This is a genomic window from Streptomyces sp. NPDC005494, assembly GCF_042872025.1.
Lineage (GTDB): Bacteria > Actinomycetota > Actinomycetes > Streptomycetales > Streptomycetaceae > Streptomyces.
The window spans coordinates 1-14889 of record NZ_JBIAJR010000003.1; the positions used below are offsets into that span (position 1 = coordinate 1).

Annotated in this window: 16 protein-coding genes; 12 read left to right on the forward strand and 4 right to left on the reverse strand. The window is 69.9% G+C overall.

Annotation, left to right across the window (positions count from 1 at the left end):
- Positions 1-204 precede the first annotated feature (204 nt).
- The 8 genes from map to truA all read left to right on the forward strand — a co-directional run bounded on the left by map (position 205) and on the right by truA (position 5483).
- On the forward strand, positions 205-1041 hold the full coding sequence (map, locus tag ACFYQ6_RS09995) for a type I methionyl aminopeptidase (RefSeq protein WP_361584469.1): 837 nt from the start codon (positions 205-207) through the stop codon (positions 1039-1041).
- A gap of 223 nt (positions 1042-1264) precedes the next feature.
- Complete coding sequence (gene infA, locus ACFYQ6_RS10000) at positions 1265-1486, forward strand: translation initiation factor IF-1 (protein WP_003956442.1); 222 nt, start codon at positions 1265-1267, stop codon at positions 1484-1486.
- 60 nt (positions 1487-1546) lie between these two features.
- Positions 1547-1660, forward strand: a complete 114-nt coding sequence (gene rpmJ, locus ACFYQ6_RS10005; protein WP_003956441.1) for a 50S ribosomal protein L36 — start codon at positions 1547-1549, stop codon at positions 1658-1660.
- 197 nt (positions 1661-1857) lie between these two features.
- Positions 1858-2238, forward strand: coding sequence for a 30S ribosomal protein S13 (rpsM, locus tag ACFYQ6_RS10010; RefSeq protein WP_145804037.1), 381 nt, complete (start codon positions 1858-1860; stop codon positions 2236-2238).
- 106 nt (positions 2239-2344) lie between these two features.
- The gene (gene rpsK / locus ACFYQ6_RS10015) at positions 2345-2749 is read left to right on the forward strand and encodes a 30S ribosomal protein S11 (RefSeq protein ID WP_003956432.1); all 405 of its coding nucleotides are present in this window, start codon (positions 2345-2347) and stop codon (positions 2747-2749) included.
- Between the two features lie 138 nt (positions 2750-2887).
- On the forward strand, positions 2888-3910 hold the full coding sequence (locus tag ACFYQ6_RS10020; RefSeq protein ID WP_003966937.1) for a DNA-directed RNA polymerase subunit alpha: 1023 nt from the start codon (positions 2888-2890) through the stop codon (positions 3908-3910).
- Positions 3911-4044: 134 nt separating this feature from the next.
- Positions 4045-4551, forward strand: coding sequence for a 50S ribosomal protein L17 (gene rplQ / locus ACFYQ6_RS10025; protein WP_014154578.1), 507 nt, complete (start codon positions 4045-4047; stop codon positions 4549-4551).
- A gap of 77 nt (positions 4552-4628) precedes the next feature.
- On the forward strand, positions 4629-5483 hold the full coding sequence (gene truA, locus ACFYQ6_RS10030) for a tRNA pseudouridine(38-40) synthase TruA (protein WP_388762281.1): 855 nt from the start codon (positions 4629-4631) through the stop codon (positions 5481-5483).
- On the opposite strand, the gene ACFYQ6_RS10035 is transcribed toward truA, so the two are convergent.
- Complete coding sequence (locus tag ACFYQ6_RS10035; RefSeq protein WP_388762284.1) at positions 5452-7341, reverse strand: hypothetical protein; 1890 nt, start codon at positions 7339-7341, stop codon at positions 5452-5454. The two genes, truA and ACFYQ6_RS10035, sit on opposite strands and share 32 nt — an antisense overlap.
- 65 nt (positions 7342-7406) lie before the next feature.
- Positions 7407-8258, reverse strand: coding sequence for a hypothetical protein (locus ACFYQ6_RS10040; protein ID WP_361584462.1), 852 nt, complete (start codon positions 8256-8258; stop codon positions 7407-7409).
- 66 nt (positions 8259-8324) lie between these two features.
- Here ACFYQ6_RS10040 and ACFYQ6_RS10045 point away from each other — a divergent pair, with 66 nt between their 5' ends.
- The 4 genes from ACFYQ6_RS10045 (at position 8325) to glmM (ending at position 12764) form a co-directional block, all read left to right on the forward strand.
- Positions 8325-9944, forward strand: coding sequence for an ATP-binding cassette domain-containing protein (locus ACFYQ6_RS10045; protein ID WP_356737344.1), 1620 nt, complete (start codon positions 8325-8327; stop codon positions 9942-9944).
- A gap of 226 nt (positions 9945-10170) precedes the next feature.
- Positions 10171-10614 carry a 50S ribosomal protein L13 gene (gene rplM / locus ACFYQ6_RS10050; RefSeq protein WP_073744271.1) on the forward strand — a complete coding sequence of 148 codons (444 nt, stop codon included), beginning with the start codon at positions 10171-10173 and terminating at the stop codon, positions 10612-10614.
- A gap of 46 nt (positions 10615-10660) precedes the next feature.
- The gene (rpsI, locus tag ACFYQ6_RS10055) at positions 10661-11188 is read left to right on the forward strand and encodes a 30S ribosomal protein S9 (RefSeq protein WP_031096420.1); all 528 of its coding nucleotides are present in this window, start codon (positions 10661-10663) and stop codon (positions 11186-11188) included.
- 217 nt (positions 11189-11405) lie between these two features.
- Positions 11406-12764, forward strand: a complete 1359-nt coding sequence (gene glmM / locus ACFYQ6_RS10060) for a phosphoglucosamine mutase (RefSeq protein WP_361584457.1) — start codon at positions 11406-11408, stop codon at positions 12762-12764.
- Between the two features lie 8 nt (positions 12765-12772).
- Here the strand turns inward: glmM and ACFYQ6_RS10065 are convergent, their stop codons facing one another.
- Positions 12773-13732, reverse strand: a complete 960-nt coding sequence (locus ACFYQ6_RS10065) for a DUF389 domain-containing protein (RefSeq protein WP_361584455.1) — start codon at positions 13730-13732, stop codon at positions 12773-12775.
- A gap of 18 nt (positions 13733-13750) precedes the next feature.
- The gene (gene coaA / locus ACFYQ6_RS10070; RefSeq protein ID WP_361584452.1) at positions 13751-14743 is read right to left on the reverse strand and encodes a type I pantothenate kinase; all 993 of its coding nucleotides are present in this window, start codon (positions 14741-14743) and stop codon (positions 13751-13753) included.
- Positions 14744-14889: the final 146 nt, after the last annotated feature.

Consider the following 14889-nt stretch of genomic DNA (forward strand, 5'->3'; position numbering starts at 1 on the left):
TGGTGAGTTGCCCGGCGCTCGCCACGTACCGCGGGGTCACGGCGGGGGCTTGGGCGGCCCAAATGCCGCCCGGGGGCTCACCAAACCCCCTAAACACCCCACCCGCCGGCGGCGGCGCCCTCGGGCGCCGCGGCCGACTGTTTGCGGCCGTATCGTGGAGTACGGCTTCGACCTTTTCCTCCGTACCCAGAAAGGCGCCGAGCGATGGTGCAGATCAAGACCCCCGAGCAGATCGCGAAGATGCGTGAGGCGGGCCTCGTGGTCGCAGCCATTCACGCTGCCACGCGCGAGGCGGCCGTCCCCGGGGCGACGACGAAGGACCTGGACGAGGTCGCACGCAAGGTGATCGCCGATCACGGCGCGAAGTCGAACTTCCTGGGGTACGGCGGTTTCCCCGCCACGATCTGCACCTCGGTCAACGACGTCGTCGTGCACGGCATCCCGGACGAGAAGACCGTCCTCAAGGACGGCGACATCATCTCGATCGACGCCGGCGCGATCGTGGACGGCTGGCACGGCGACGCGGCGTACACCGCGTTCGTGGGCACCGGTCACGCTCCGGAGGTCGTCGAGCTCTCCCGGGTGACCGAGGAGTCCATGTGGGCCGGGATCGCCGCGATGAAGGTGAACAACCGGCTCGTCGACATCTCCAAGGCCATCGAGTCCTACATCCGCCGCCAGCCCCGCCCGGCCACCGGCAAGTACGGGATCATCGAGGACTACGGCGGCCACGGCATCGGCACCGAGATGCACATGGACCCGCACCTGCTGAACTACGTCTCCCGCAAGCGGGGCAAGGGCATCAAGCTGGTCCCCGGGGTCTGCCTGGCCATCGAGCCGATGGTCTCGCTCGGGACGCCGCAGACGAAGGTGCTGGCCGACGAGTGGACGGTCCTCACGACCGACGGCACCTGGTCCTCGCACTGGGAGCACTCCATCGCGCTGACCGAGCAGGGCCCGCTCGTCCTGACCGCCCCCGACTGCGGCCGGGCGAAGCTCGCCCAGTACGGGATCGAGGCGGCACCGGACCCGCTGGGCTGAGCCGGCACGACTCGCTGGGCTGAGCCGGCACGACCCGCTGGGCCGAGCCCGGCACGACGACTGCCCGCCCGATCCGTGTCTAAGGATCAGGGGAAGTGGGCAAACTTGACGGATTCGTCTTTTGGAGTCCGCTGACGTAGACTGACTCGTCGGCTCTCGTGCATCCCTGTGTCCACATGCGGTGACGTGAGTCGATCAAGGTAGCCGATTCGAAGGGCGAAGCGTGGCCAAGAAGCAAGGTGCCATCGAAATTGAGGGCACCGTGATCGAGTCCCTCCCGAACGCCATGTTCAAGGTGGAACTTCAGAACGGTCACAAGGTCCTCGCGCACATCAGCGGCAAGATGCGGATGCACTACATCCGTATCCTCCCGGATGACCGGGTCGTCGTGGAGCTGTCTCCGTACGACCTGACGCGTGGCCGGATCGTCTACCGCTACAAGTAGATCTTGCCGCCATCCCGCTTCGGCGTGGTGTGGGCACTGACCCGGAGAACCTGACATCCCATGAAGGTCAAGCCGAGCGTCAAGAAGATCTGCGACAAGTGCAAGGTGATCCGCCGTCACGGCCGGGTCATGGTCATCTGCGACAACCTGCGCCACAAGCAGCGCCAGGGCTGACGCACGACCACCTGCATCTCGCAGCTCTTCGCGCGACGCACGTAAACGTACATACGCAGAGCCCGTCCACGCTTCGGCTGACGACACCTCCGGCGGGGGCCGGGGACCCGGGCGTACCACCTCTTCCCCTGTGGACGAGGTCGGCGTTCGGGAGTGGCACTGTGGAAGACCCCCGAAATAACAACTGGAGCCATTGAATGGCACGCGTTTCAGGTGTTGACATCCCGCGCGAAAAGCGCGTGGAGGTTGCCCTCACCTACGTCTTCGGCATCGGGCGTACCCGGTCCAAGGAGATCCTCGCCGCCGCCGGCGTGAACCCGAACACCCGCGTTCGTGACCTGGCCGAAGAGGACCTGGTCAAGATCCGCGAGTACGTGGACGCCAACCTCCGCACCGAGGGTGACCTTCGCCGCGAGATCCAGGCCGACATCCGCCGCAAGGTCGAGATCGGCTGCTACCAGGGCATCCGCCACCGTCGTGGCCTGCCCGTCCACGGTCAGCGCACCAGCACGAACGCGCGTACCCGCAAGGGCCCGCGTCGCGCCATCGCCGGTAAGAAGAAGCCGGGCAAGAAGTAGTCCTCAGCGGACGCACTGCGCGTCTCCGGGGCACCCGGGGGTTCGCAGCAACCAGCGGTCTTCGCTGTAGGACCGATCACCTCCCCTCTCCATCTGGAGTCAAGACATGCCCCCCAAGGGTCGTCAGGGCGCAGCCAAGAAGGTGCGTCGCAAGGAAAAGAAGAACGTCGCTCACGGGCACGCCCACATCAAGAGCACGTTCAACAACACCATCGTCTCGATCACGGACCCCTCGGGCAACGTGATCTCCTGGGCCTCCGCCGGCCACGTCGGCTTCAAGGGCTCGCGCAAGTCCACCCCCTTCGCCGCGCAGATGGCCGCCGAGTCGGCCGCCCGCCGCGCGCAGGAGCACGGCATGCGCAAGGTCGACGTCTTCGTGAAGGGTCCCGGCTCCGGCCGCGAGACCGCGATCCGCTCCCTCCAGGCCACGGGCCTCGAGGTCGGTTCGATCCAGGACGTCACCCCGACGCCGCACAACGGCTGCCGTCCGCCGAAGCGTCGCCGCGTCTGATCCGCTCCGGCCGGTGACGGCCGTGCGTCAGTAGCGTGGGTCCGGGCGGCATGCCCCCTTTCGGGGCGTGCCGCCCGTACCCTTGTTTCATCTGTCGGGCATCAAATAGTGGGTGCCCACGACTGAAGGATTCGCACCATGCTTATCGCTCAGCGTCCGTCGCTGACCGAAGAGGTCGTCGACGAGTTCCGCTCCCGGTTCGTGATCGAGCCGCTGGAGCCGGGCTTCGGTTACACCCTCGGCAACTCCCTGCGTCGCACGCTCCTCTCCTCGATCCCCGGTGCCGCTGTCACCAGCATCCGGATCGACGGTGTCCTGCACGAGTTCACCACCGTGCCGGGCGTCAAGGAGGACGTGACCGACCTCATCCTCAACATCAAGCAGCTGGTCGTCTCCTCGGAGCACGACGAGCCGGTCGTGATGTACCTGCGCAAGCAGGGTCCCGGCCTGGTCACCGCTGCTGACATCGCCCCGCCGGCCGGTGTCGAGGTCCACAACCCGGACCTGGTCCTGGCCACGCTGAACGGCAAGGGCAAGCTGGAGATGGAGCTGACCGTCGAGCGCGGTCGCGGCTACGTCTCCGCCGTCCAGAACAAGCAGGTGGGCCAGGAGATCGGCCGTATCCCGGTCGACTCCATCTACTCGCCGGTGCTCAAGGTCACGTACAAGGTCGAGGCGACCCGTGTCGAGCAGCGCACCGACTTCGACAAGCTGATCGTCGACGTCGAGACCAAGCAGGCCATGCGTCCCCGTGACGCCATGGCGTCGGCCGGTAAGACCCTGGTCGAGCTGTTCGGTCTGGCGCGCGAGCTCAACATCGACGCCGAGGGCATCGACATGGGCCCGTCCCCGACGGACGCCGCGCTCGCCGCCGATCTGGCTCTGCCGATCGAGGAGCTCGAGCTCACGGTCCGTTCGTACAACTGCCTCAAGCGCGAGGGCATCCACTCGGTGGGCGAGCTCGTGGCCCGCTCCGAGGCGGACCTGCTCGACATCCGCAACTTCGGTGCGAAGTCGATCGACGAGGTCAAGGCGAAGCTGGCCGGTATGGGCCTGGCGCTCAAGGACTCGCCTCCCGGCTTCGACCCGACCGCCGCCGCTGACGCCTTCGGCGCCGACGACGACGCGGACGCCGGTTTCGTGGAGACCGAGCAGTACTGAGCCGCCTCCCGGCCGGGGGTGCCTGACGTCCAGGTGCCCCCGCCGGTCACGTAAGGACTTCCGCGGGGCGTCCGCCTCGCGGGAACTGACACCGGTACCTGATACGGCCGGTGCAGCACACAAGGAGAAACACCATGCCTCAGCCCGCCAAGGGTGCCCGTCTGGGCGGCAGCGCTGCGCACGAGAAGCTTCTTCTCATCAACCTCGCGAAGTCGCTGTTCGAGCACGGCCGCATCACCACGACCGAGGCCAAGGCCCGCCGCCTGCGTCCGGTCGCCGAGCGTTTCATCACCAAGGCGAAGAAGGGCGACATCCACAACCGTCGCCTGGTGCTGCAGTCGATCACGGACAAGAGCATCGTGCACACGCTCTTCACCGAGATCGCCCCGCGGTACGAGAACCGCCCCGGTGGTTACACCCGCATCACCAAGATCGGCAACCGTCGTGGCGACAACGCCCCGATGGCCGTCATCGAGCTGGTCGAGGCGCTGACCGTGGCCCAGCAGGCCACCGGTGAGGCCGAGGCCGCGACGAAGCGCGCCGTCAAGGAAGACGCCCTCAAGAAGGACGAGGCTCCGGCCGAGACCGTCGAGGACGCCAAGCCGGCCGACGCCGCCGCTGAGGAGTCCAAGGACGCCTGAGCGTTCTAGACCCAGGTACGGGCCCGCATCACCCTTCGGGGCGGTGCGGGCCCGTTCGGTTTCGAGAGGATCTTCGGGTGAGTGACGAGGCAGAGCCCGGCTTCGTACGGGTACGACTGGACCTTTCCTACGACGGGAAGGACTTCTCCGGCTGGGCGAAGCAGACCAGCAGGCGCACCGTGCAGGGCGAGATCGAGGACGCGCTGCGCACCGTGACGCGGTCGTCGGTGACGTACGACCTGACGGTCGCCGGGCGTACCGACGCGGGCGTGCACGCCCGTGGACAGGTGGCGCACGTCGATCTGCCGGTGGAGGTGTGGGCCGAGCACGAGGAGAAGCTGCTGCGGCGGATGGCGGGACGTCTGCCGCTGGACGTACGGATCTGGCGGGCGGCGGAGGCCCCGGCGGGGTTCAACGCGCGCTTCTCCGCGCTGTGGCGCCGCTACGCGTACCGGGTGGGCGACCGTCCCGGCGGGGTGGACCCGCTGCTGCGGGGCCATGTGCTGTGGCACGACCGGCCGCTGGACCTGGACGCGATGAACGAGGCCGCCGCGCTGATGGTCGGCGAGCACGACTTCGCCGCGTACTGCAAGAAGCGTGAGGGCGCGACGACCATCCGGACGCTCCAGAAGCTGCACTGGGTGCGGGACGCGGAGTCGGAGGTGCTCACGGCGACCGTCCAGGCCGACGCCTTCTGCCACAACATGGTGCGGGCCCTGATCGGGGCGGCCCTGTTCGTGGGGGACGGGCGCCGCCCGGCGGGCTGGCCGGCCGAGGTGCTGGCGGCGAAGGTGCGGGACCCAGGCGTCCACGTGGTGCGTCCGCACGGGCTGACGCTGGAGGAAGTGGCCTACCCGGCCGACGCGTTGCTGGCCTCCCGCGCCCAGGAGGCCCGGAACGTCAGGACGCTCCCCGGGGCGGGCTGCTGCTGACCGGGCGGCGGCGCAGGGCGCGGATCAGCTTGCCCGCGAAGTACAGGGCCACGGCGGTGGAGACGGTGGAGCGGAACCACCCGATGTCGGGTGTCCACCAGGCGTAGACCGCCGCCGCGGTGAACAGCAGCAGGGCCGCGGTGCGCAGCAGCCACCAGCGGGCCGGGTGCGGTTCGTCCGGGGGCGGGGTCTCCGGGTGGACGCCGTCCTTCGTGGTCATCGTGTCCCGCATGCCCGCGAGGAATCCGCGTCGGGCGAGTACCCGGGCGCCCGGGAGCGCGGCGAGGATCTCCTGCTCGCCGCCGTAGCCGTCGGGCAGCGGCGGGAGGCCCAGGGCGGCGACGAGCTCGCTCTGGTGGCGTGCGGGGTCGCCGGTGGCCCGCAGGAGGTGAGCCAGGGGCCGGGCGTCGGTGAGCCCGTACACCCGGGCGAGCGCGGTCGCCGTGGCGGTGGCCTCGGTGTGGTCGGTGGCGGGGGCGGCGGTCTCCCAGGTGTGGTCCGCCACCTTCCTGCCCCGGTGGACGAGGGTGAAGCTGCTGCGCTCCGGGGTGCGGTGCAGGATCAGGGCGGGCCAGTCCTCGGCCGTGGTGAAGTTGTCGGCCGCCGAGGTGAGCGGGTCCTCGGGGAGCAGGGCCGCGCGCTTGCCGCGCACGGGGTCCGGGACGATCTCGACGTACGTGTGCCGGCTGCCCGCCGGGGCCGTCCGCAGACTGTGCCCGCAGATCAGGGCGGCCTGGGCCACCTCGGTCGGGCCGGTGGAGGCGATGGCGACCGACCGGGGTGCCAGTTCGCGTTCCCAGTCGGGTGCGCCGGCGGCCGGAGCCGCGGGGGAGGCGCGGAAGAACGGGATCCGCATCGCCAGCTCGACGCGGGTGTCGGAGCGGGCCTCCAGGAACTCCGCGCGCGGCTCGCCGAAGTAGGTCCAGGGGAACGTCGTGGCGTGCACACCGATGCCGCGGAACGCGGTGAGGGCCTCCTCGTAGCGGTTCATGGACCACAGGACGAGGGCCAGGTGGTTGCGGAAGCCCGCGGCCTCCCGGTCCCCCGGGGCGTAGCTGTCGGACAGCGCCTGCGCGCGGGTCACCGCCGCCTCGGCGCGCGAGGTGTACGGGTCGGAGCCGGGTGTCTCCTCGTCGGCGATCAGGTACTCCACGACGGCCTGGAGCGGCAGTGCGTGGAGCCGGGAGCCGGGTGGTGCCTGGTCGGCGGCCCGCTCGGCGAAGGCGAACATCTCCTCGTGCGAGCCGTACCACTTGGCGCAGAGGTACTGGAGCGCCTGCACGTGGCAGCCCTCGTGGTGCGGATCGCGGGCGTTCGCCTCGGCCAGGTAGGTGTCGAAGACCTCGCGCGGCGCCTGGATGCCCCGCGCCTGGGTCAGCGCGATGCGCCACGGGACCGGATCGTGGGGGTTGAGCTCGGCGGCGGCCGAGATCACCGGCACCGAGTCCCGCAGCACCGCGTGGAACGCCCGGAACTGGTCGGCCTCGACGTGCTTGGCCCGGGCTCCCGTGCGGATCTGCCAGGCCTGGTTGACGTACTGGTCGGCCTTGACCAGGACGGCGTCGGGGTCCTCCGGGGACTCCTCGAGCCAGCTGTCCAGCCAGCCGGGGTGGTGCAGCGAGGCCCGTGCGAGGCGGGAGACGCAGGTGTCCCGGCGCTCCCACTGGGTGTGCCTGCGGGTGGCCGCGAGCAGCTCGGCGGCCGGGGCGTGGTCACCCGCCGCGGCGGCGGCGAGTGCCGCCCGCAGCGTGGAGTCGGGGGCGTCGAGGACCACGGCGTCGTCCGGCGGGAGGTCGGCGCCTATCGCGTCGCTGTGGCGCAGGACGCGCGGGATGGTGAAGAGGGCGGTCAGACGCACGGCGGCGGGTCCTCGGTCGAGGGGAGGGAGAGGGCTGGTGCGTGAGAGGAGGGACGTGCCGCGGATCAGGTGGCGGGAGCGCCCGCGGCGGCCGAGGCCTGTACCTCGCCGCGGTGGCGGATCTGCCGGAACGTGAAGTCGGTCAGGTCGTTGCCGACCGCGTAGACGTTCTTGTCCGCCGTGGTGACGTTCTTCCCGCTGGTGAAGCCGCCGACCGTGAAATAGGCGTAGCGCCCGTAGGAGTTGGCGGTGCGACGGCAGACCGATCCGCCGCGGCAGTAGGTGGGTACACCGGACCCGCTGAGGGAGGCGATGCCGCCGGAGGCCTGCTGGGCGGCCTTCCTGGCCTCGGCCTCGGTGCCGAAGACGGCGACCCCGACGGTGACCGCGACGCCGTCCTTGCTGTACGTGGCGCGGATGACCTGGTCGCAGCCGTTGCCGGTGAGGACCGATCCGAGGGCGCCCTGCGTGGTCGTGGCGCAGTTCGCCGTCCGTGCGGTGGCGCCCTTGAGGTAGACGCGGTCGCCCATGGTCAGCTTCTTGCCGGGGAAGAAGGCGTCGACGGTGACCGGGGCCTTGTCCTTCTTCTCGTCGGCTATGTAGTCCTTCGGGTCCGGCGGGGGCGGCGGCGCCACCGAGGAGAAGGACGGCTGGGGCGCGGAGCTCTCCGAGGGCAGGTCGGCGGGGGAGGGCAGGTCACCGGCGTTCCTGTCCGACCCCGAGGTGCCGCCGCCGTTGGTCGTGATGACGGCTGTGGCGACGATCGCGGCGACGGCGGCGGTGGCCAGGGCGCCTGTGCCGATCAGCAGCCACTTCTTACGCCTGTTGCGTGCCGCGGACGCCTCGGCCAGCGCCGCCCAGTCCGGAGTCCGGCTCTCTCCCGGCCCCCAGGAGGGCCCCCCTTGCCCAAAGCTCATGCGGCGAATCCTAGAGCCTCGGGAAACCGGTTGGGCCAGGGGTTCGCGGGCCGTGACAATGCTGTCATGGGACATCTTGAAGCGGGCCACCTGGAGTACTACCTGCCGGACGGGCGGGTGCTGCTCAACGACGCGTCGTTCCGGGTGGCGGACGGCGCGGTCGTCGCCCTCGTCGGGGCGAACGGAGCGGGGAAGACCACGCTGCTGAAGCTGCTGTCCGGGGAGCTCCAGCCGCACGGCGGCTCGGTCTCGGTGAGCGGCGGGCTCGGGGTGATGGGCCAGTTCGTCGGCTCCGTACGGGACGAGCGCACGGTGCGTGACCTGCTGGTCTCCGTGGCCCAGCCGCGCATCCGGGAGGCGGCCCGGGCCGTCGACGCGGCCGAGGAGCGCATCCTCACCGTCGACGACGAGGCGGCGCAGATGGCGTACGCGCAGGCGCTGAGCGACTGGGCGGAGGTGCGGGGTTACGAGGCCGAGACGGTGTGGGACATGTGCACCACGGCCGCGCTCGGTGTCCCGTACGAGAAGGCGCAGTGGCGTGAGGTGCGCACCCTGAGCGGGGGCGAGCAGAAGCGGCTGGTCCTGGAGGCGCTGCTCCGGGGCCCGGACGAGGTGCTGCTCCTGGACGAGCCGGACAACTACCTGGACGTCCCCGGCAAGCGGTGGCTGGAGGAGAAGCTCAAGGAGACCCGCAAGACGGTGCTCTTCGTCTCCCACGACCGGGAGCTGCTCTCGCGGGCCGCCGAGAAGATCGTGAGCGTGGAGCCCAGCCCGGCCGGTTCGGACGTCTGGGTGCACGGCGGGGGGTTCGGGACGTACCACCAGGCCCGCAAGGAGCGCTTCGCGCGCTTCGAGGAGCTCCTGCGGCGGTGGGAGGAGGAGCACGCCCGGCTGAAGGCGCTGGTCCTGCGGATGCGGCAGCAGGCGGCGAACAGCCCGGACATGGCGAACCGCTACCACGCGATGCAGACCCGCTTCAAGAAGTTCGAGGACGCGGGCCCGCCGCCCGAGCCGCCCCGCGAGCAGGAGATCAGGATGCGGCTGCGCGGTGGGCGGACCGGGGTGCGTGCCGTGACCTGCACCGGCCTGGAACTGACCGGGTTGATGAAACCGTTCGACCTGGAGATCTACTACGGCGAGCGGGTCGCGGTGCTCGGCTCCAACGGGTCGGGAAAGTCACACTTCCTGCGGCTGCTGGCGGGGGAGCCGGTGGCGCACACCGGTCAGTGGAAGCTCGGCGCGCGGGTCGTCCCCGGGCACTTCGCCCAGACGCACGCCCACCCGGAACTCCTGGGCCGGACGCTCGTGGAGATCCTGTGGCAGGAGCACTCCAAGGACCGCGGCGGCGCGATGTCGGTGCTGCGGCGCTACGAGCTGGAGCGCCAGGGCGACCAGGCCTTCGAGAGGCTCTCCGGCGGGCAGCAGGCGCGGTTCCAGATCCTGCTCCTGGAGCTGGCCGGCACGACAGCCCTGCTGCTGGACGAGCCCACGGACAACCTGGACCTGGAGTCGGCCGAGGCGCTCCAGGACGGGCTGGAGGTGTACGACGGGACGGTCATGGCCGTCACCCACGACCGCTGGTTCGCGAAGTCCTTCGACCGGTACCTGGTCTTCGGCTCGGACGGGGTGGTCCGGGAGTCCACGGAGCCGGTCTGGGACGAGCGCAGGGTCGAGCGGGCGCGGTAGGCCGGAGCGTTTTGACCCGTCCCGGGCGGGGCGGGTACTGTCGGGGGTTGTTATACGTATCGGCTTCGTCGTTCTCACGCGAGAAGCCCTTACGCAGGTTCTCTGGAGCAGTTACCAGTGGCTCGCATACGGGCAGTGTCCCCGGCAGTGTGAGCCCCAGCTGCATGATCGCTTCAGGGGTGCCATCTTTCTGGACCTCATCCACTGAAGAAGCGAAGGCTACGAAGTGCGTACGTACAGCCCCAAGCCCGGCGATGTCACTCGCCAGTGGCACATCATCGACGCTGAGGACATCGTCCTCGGCCGTCTGGCCACCACGGCCGCGAACCTCCTCCGAGGCAAGCACAAGGCGATCTACGCCCCCCACATGGACATGGGCGACTTCGTCATCATCATCAACGCCGAGAAGGTCCACCTCTCCGGCAACAAGAAGACCCAGAAGATGGCGTACCGCCACTCGGGCTTCCCGGGCGGTCTCCGTTCGGTGCGTTACGACGAGCTCCTCGCGAAGAACCCCGAGAAGGCCATCGAGAAGGCCATCAAGGGCATGATCCCCAAGAACACCCTGGGTCGTCAGATGATCTCGAAGCTCAAGGTCTACGCGGGCGACCAGCACCCGCACGCTGCGCAGCAGCCGGTCCCGTTCGAGATCACCCAGGTCGCGCAGTAGTTCCGGCCTCCCCCCTAAGACGTCAAAGAAAGATCTGAGGAGAATCGTGGCCGAGACCACTGCAGAGACGCCCGTCGAGGGCACCGAGGGCGAAGAGACCTTCGCCGAGGTGACCACCTTCGAGTCGGAGGTCCCCGTCGAGGGTGAGTACACCTCCGAGTCGCTCGCCGGCCGCTTCGGCGACCCGCAGCCCGCCGCCGGCCTTGGCCGTCGCAAGAACGCCATCGCCCGCGTCCGGATCGTTCCGGGCACCGGCAAGTGGAAGATCAACGGTCGCACCCTTGAGGACTACTTCCCCAACAAGGTGCACCAGCAGGAAGTCAACGAGCCCTTCAAGGTGCTCGAGCTCGACGGCCGTTACGACGTCATCGCCCGCATCTCGGGTGGCGGCGTCTCCGGTCAGGCCGGTGCCCTGCGCCTCGGCGTGGCCCGCGCGCTGAACGAGGCCGACGTGGACAACAACCGCGCCACGCTGAAGAAGGCCGGCTTCCTCTCCCGCGACGACCGTGCGGTCGAGCGCAAGAAGGCCGGTCTCAAGAAGGCCCGTAAGGCCCCGCAGTACAGCAAGCGCTAAATCGCCTGCTCGTTTGCATTACACGTTCGCCCCGGCGGCACACCCCGTGCTGCTGGGGCGTTCGTTTATCAGCCCCTCCGGGCGTATAACGGCTTAAGACGTTTGCATGCTTATAGGGCTGACGGCATCGCCGCGCCTCTTTGCTGCGCCTTGCCTTGCTTTGCCCTGTTTTGATTACTTTGGTTTTGCGGTTTCGGAGCACTTTCGGAGGACACCAGTGGGACGACTCTTCGGCACGGACGGCGTGCGTGGTGTTGCCAACGCGGACCTGACAGCTGAGCTCGCGCTCGGGCTCTCGGTCGCGGCGGCGCACGTACTCGCCGAGGCGGGCACCTTCGAGGGGCACCGGCCGACCGCCGTGGTGGGCCGCGACCCCCGCGCCTCCGGAGAGTTCCTGGAGGCCGCCGTCGTGGCCGGTCTGGCCAGCGCCGGGGTGGACGTCCTGCGCGTCGGCGTGCTGCCGACCCCGGCCGTGGCGTACCTCACCGGGGCGCTCGGTGCCGACATCGGTGTCATGCTCTCGGCCAGCCACAACGCCATGCCGGACAACGGCATCAAGTTCTTCGCCCGCGGCGGCCACAAGCTCGCCGACGAGCTGGAGGACCGCATCGAGACGGTCTACGAGCAGCACCGCACCGGCGAGCCCTGGGCCCGCCCCACCGGCGCCGGAGTGGGCCGGGTCACGGACTACGCCGAGGGCTTCGACCGCTACGTCGCGCACCTCATCGGCGTCCTCCCGAACCGGCTCGACGGTCTCAAGGTCGTCCTCGACGAGGCCCACGGTGCCGCCGCCCGTGTCTCGCCCGAGGCTTTCGCCCGGGCGGGGGCGGAGGTCGTCACCATCGGTGCCGAGCCGGACGGCCTCAACATCAACGACGGCTGTGGCTCGACCCACATGGACCTGCTGCGGGCGGCCGTCGTGGAGCACGGCGCCGACCTCGGCATCGCGCACGACGGTGACGCGGACCGCTGCCTGGCGGTGGACGCGAGCGGCGAGGAGGTCGACGGGGACCAGATCCTGGCCGTGCTCGCCCTCGCCATGCGCGAGGCCGGCCAGCTGCGCAAGAACACCGTCGTCGGCACGGTCATGTCGAACCTCGGCTTCAAGACGGCGATGGAGCGGGAGGGCATCCAGCTCGTCCAGACCGCCGTGGGCGACCGCTACGTCCTGGAGTCGATGAAGGCCGAGGGCTTCGCGCTGGGCGGCGAGCAGTCCGGCCACGTCATCGTCCTGGACCACGCCACCACGGGTGACGGCACGCTCACCGGGCTGATGCTCGCGGCGCGCGTCGCCGCGACCGGCCGGACGCTCGCCGACCTCGCCGGCGTGATGCAGCGCCTCCCGCAGGTCCTCGTCAACGTGCCGGACGTCGACAAGTCCCGCGTGGACACCTCGCCCGAGCTGGCCGCCGCGGTGGCCGAGGCGGAGCGCGAGCTGGGAGCCACCGGACGCGTGCTGCTGCGCAAGTCGGGCACCGAGCCGCTCGTACGGGTCATGGTCGAGGCCGCGGACATCGAGCAGGCGCGCGCGGTGGCCGGTCAGCTGGCCGACGTCGTGAAGTCCGCCCTCGGCTGACGCACCCCTCAGCGCACGGAAGGACCCGGCCGGACGGCCGGGTCCTTCCGGCGTTGTGCAGCCCACAGCGCCCTCTGCACCAGCAGCGTGCAGGTGCCCGCCAGCACGATGCCGCCCAGGTTGGCCAGCAGCTGCGCCGAGGACCCCCACGTCTGCTGGAGGTCCTGGTAGCTGAACGCGACCGCCGCGTTGGCGGCGGCCGGCACCGTGGTCACCGAGATCGCCACGCCGATCAGCGCCCCGGACTTCGCCGAGGTCAGCGAGAGCGTCCCCGCGATGCCCGCCAGGACCGCCACCACGAAGGACATCCAGTCCGGGTGCCAGATGAAGCCGGTGTTGGGCCTTTCGGCCGTGACCATGTCCGCGTCGAAGAGCCCCAACGCGTCCATCAGCCAGGAGAATCCGGCTGTCAGCACCATCGCCACGGCGAAGCCGCCGATCAGGGCCCACAGCGACCGTGCCACCAGCCGTGGCGCCCGCTGCACGAGCGCCGTCGAGATCCCGGCCAGCGGGCCGAACTCCGGGCCCACCGCCATCGCGCCCACGATCAGCACCGCGTTGTCCAGCATCACCCCGCAGGCCGCGAGCATCGTCGCGAGGGCCAGGAAGGCCACGTAGGTGGCGCTGAACGTCGACTCCTCGTGGGTCACCTCGCTCAGCTCTTCCCAGAGCACCGCGTCGGCGCCCTCTCCCGGCGCGGCCTTCTCCGCCTCTGCCGCGTGCTCGGAGAGGGTGAGGTCTATGTTCTCCACGGTGATCGAGCCGACGCTGTCGATGCCCAAGTCCCTCAGGGCGCCGATCAGTTCATCGCCCGCTTCCCGTGCCACATCGCACATGACCACGTCGCCGGCGGGGCTCCGCGCGGCACCCGCGAGCACCGCGACATGGGTGGTGCCGACGGTCCGCTCGATCAGCCCGAGCACCTCGTCGGTGCGGTCGGCGGGCACGATGAGGCGCAGATGCAGCACGGTGCACCCTTTCCGGAGTCAGAGCTTGCGCAGCGACAGACGCTGGACCTTGTGGTCCGGCCCCTTGCGCAGGACCAGGGTGGCACGGCCGCGCGTCGGCGCCACGTTCTCCAGCAGATTGGGCTTGTTGATGGTCCGCCACATCGTGCGCGCGTAGTCCAGGGCCTCCTCCTCGGAGACCTGGGTGTACTTGCGGAAGTACGAGAACGGGTTCTGGAACGCGGTCTCGCGCAGCCGGCGGAAGCGGTGCAGGTACCACTTCTCGATGTCCTCGGCGCGCGCGTCGACGTACACGCTGAAGTCGAAGTAGTCGGCGAGACCGACCCGGGTCCGGCCGTCCTTGCCGGGCAGCGCGGGCTGGAGCACGTTCAGCCCTTCGACGATCAGGATGTCCGGGCGGCGCACGGTGAGCCGCTCGCCGGGCACGATGTCGTAGATCAGGTGCGAGTAGACGGGCGCCGTCACCTCGTCCTTGCCCGCCTTGATGTCGGCGACGAAGCGGGTCAGCGCCCGCCGGTCGTACGACTCGGGAAAGCCCTTGCGCGACATCAGTCCGCGCGATTCGAGCTCCTTCATCGGCAGCAGGAACCCGTCGGTCGTGACCAGCTCCACCCGGGGGTGCTCCGGCCAGCGCGCCAGCAGCGCCTGAAGGATGCGGGCGGTGGTGGACTTGCCGACGGCGACGCTGCCCGCGACCCCTATGACGAACGGGGTGCCCCGCTGCTCCCCGTGCCCGTTGCCGGCGTCGCCCAGGAAGGTGTTCAGGGCGCCGCGCAGGCCCGAGGTGGCCTGGACGTAGAGGTTGAGCAGCCGGGACAGCGGCAGATAGACGTCCCGCACCTCGTCGAGGTCGATGACGTCGCCCAGCCCTCGCAGCTTCTCGACCTCCTCGGCACTCAGCGGCAGCGGGGTCTTGTCACGCAGAGCGCTCCACTCGGCCCGGGTCAGGTCGACGTAGGGCGTCGGCGCGTGCTCGGTGCGGCGCGGGCTCCGTGCGGGCGAAGTGATCACGTACTCATTGTCGCGGGAGTTCGGACGGAGTGGGGGGTGGGGTCGGTCACGTGGCCGACGCCGAAGGCCCGGTCGAGGGGCCCGGCGCTTGCGCTGGTAGCCTGCCGCCCCGCCGTCCGGACATGATCGTCCCGGGCGGCGTCTCC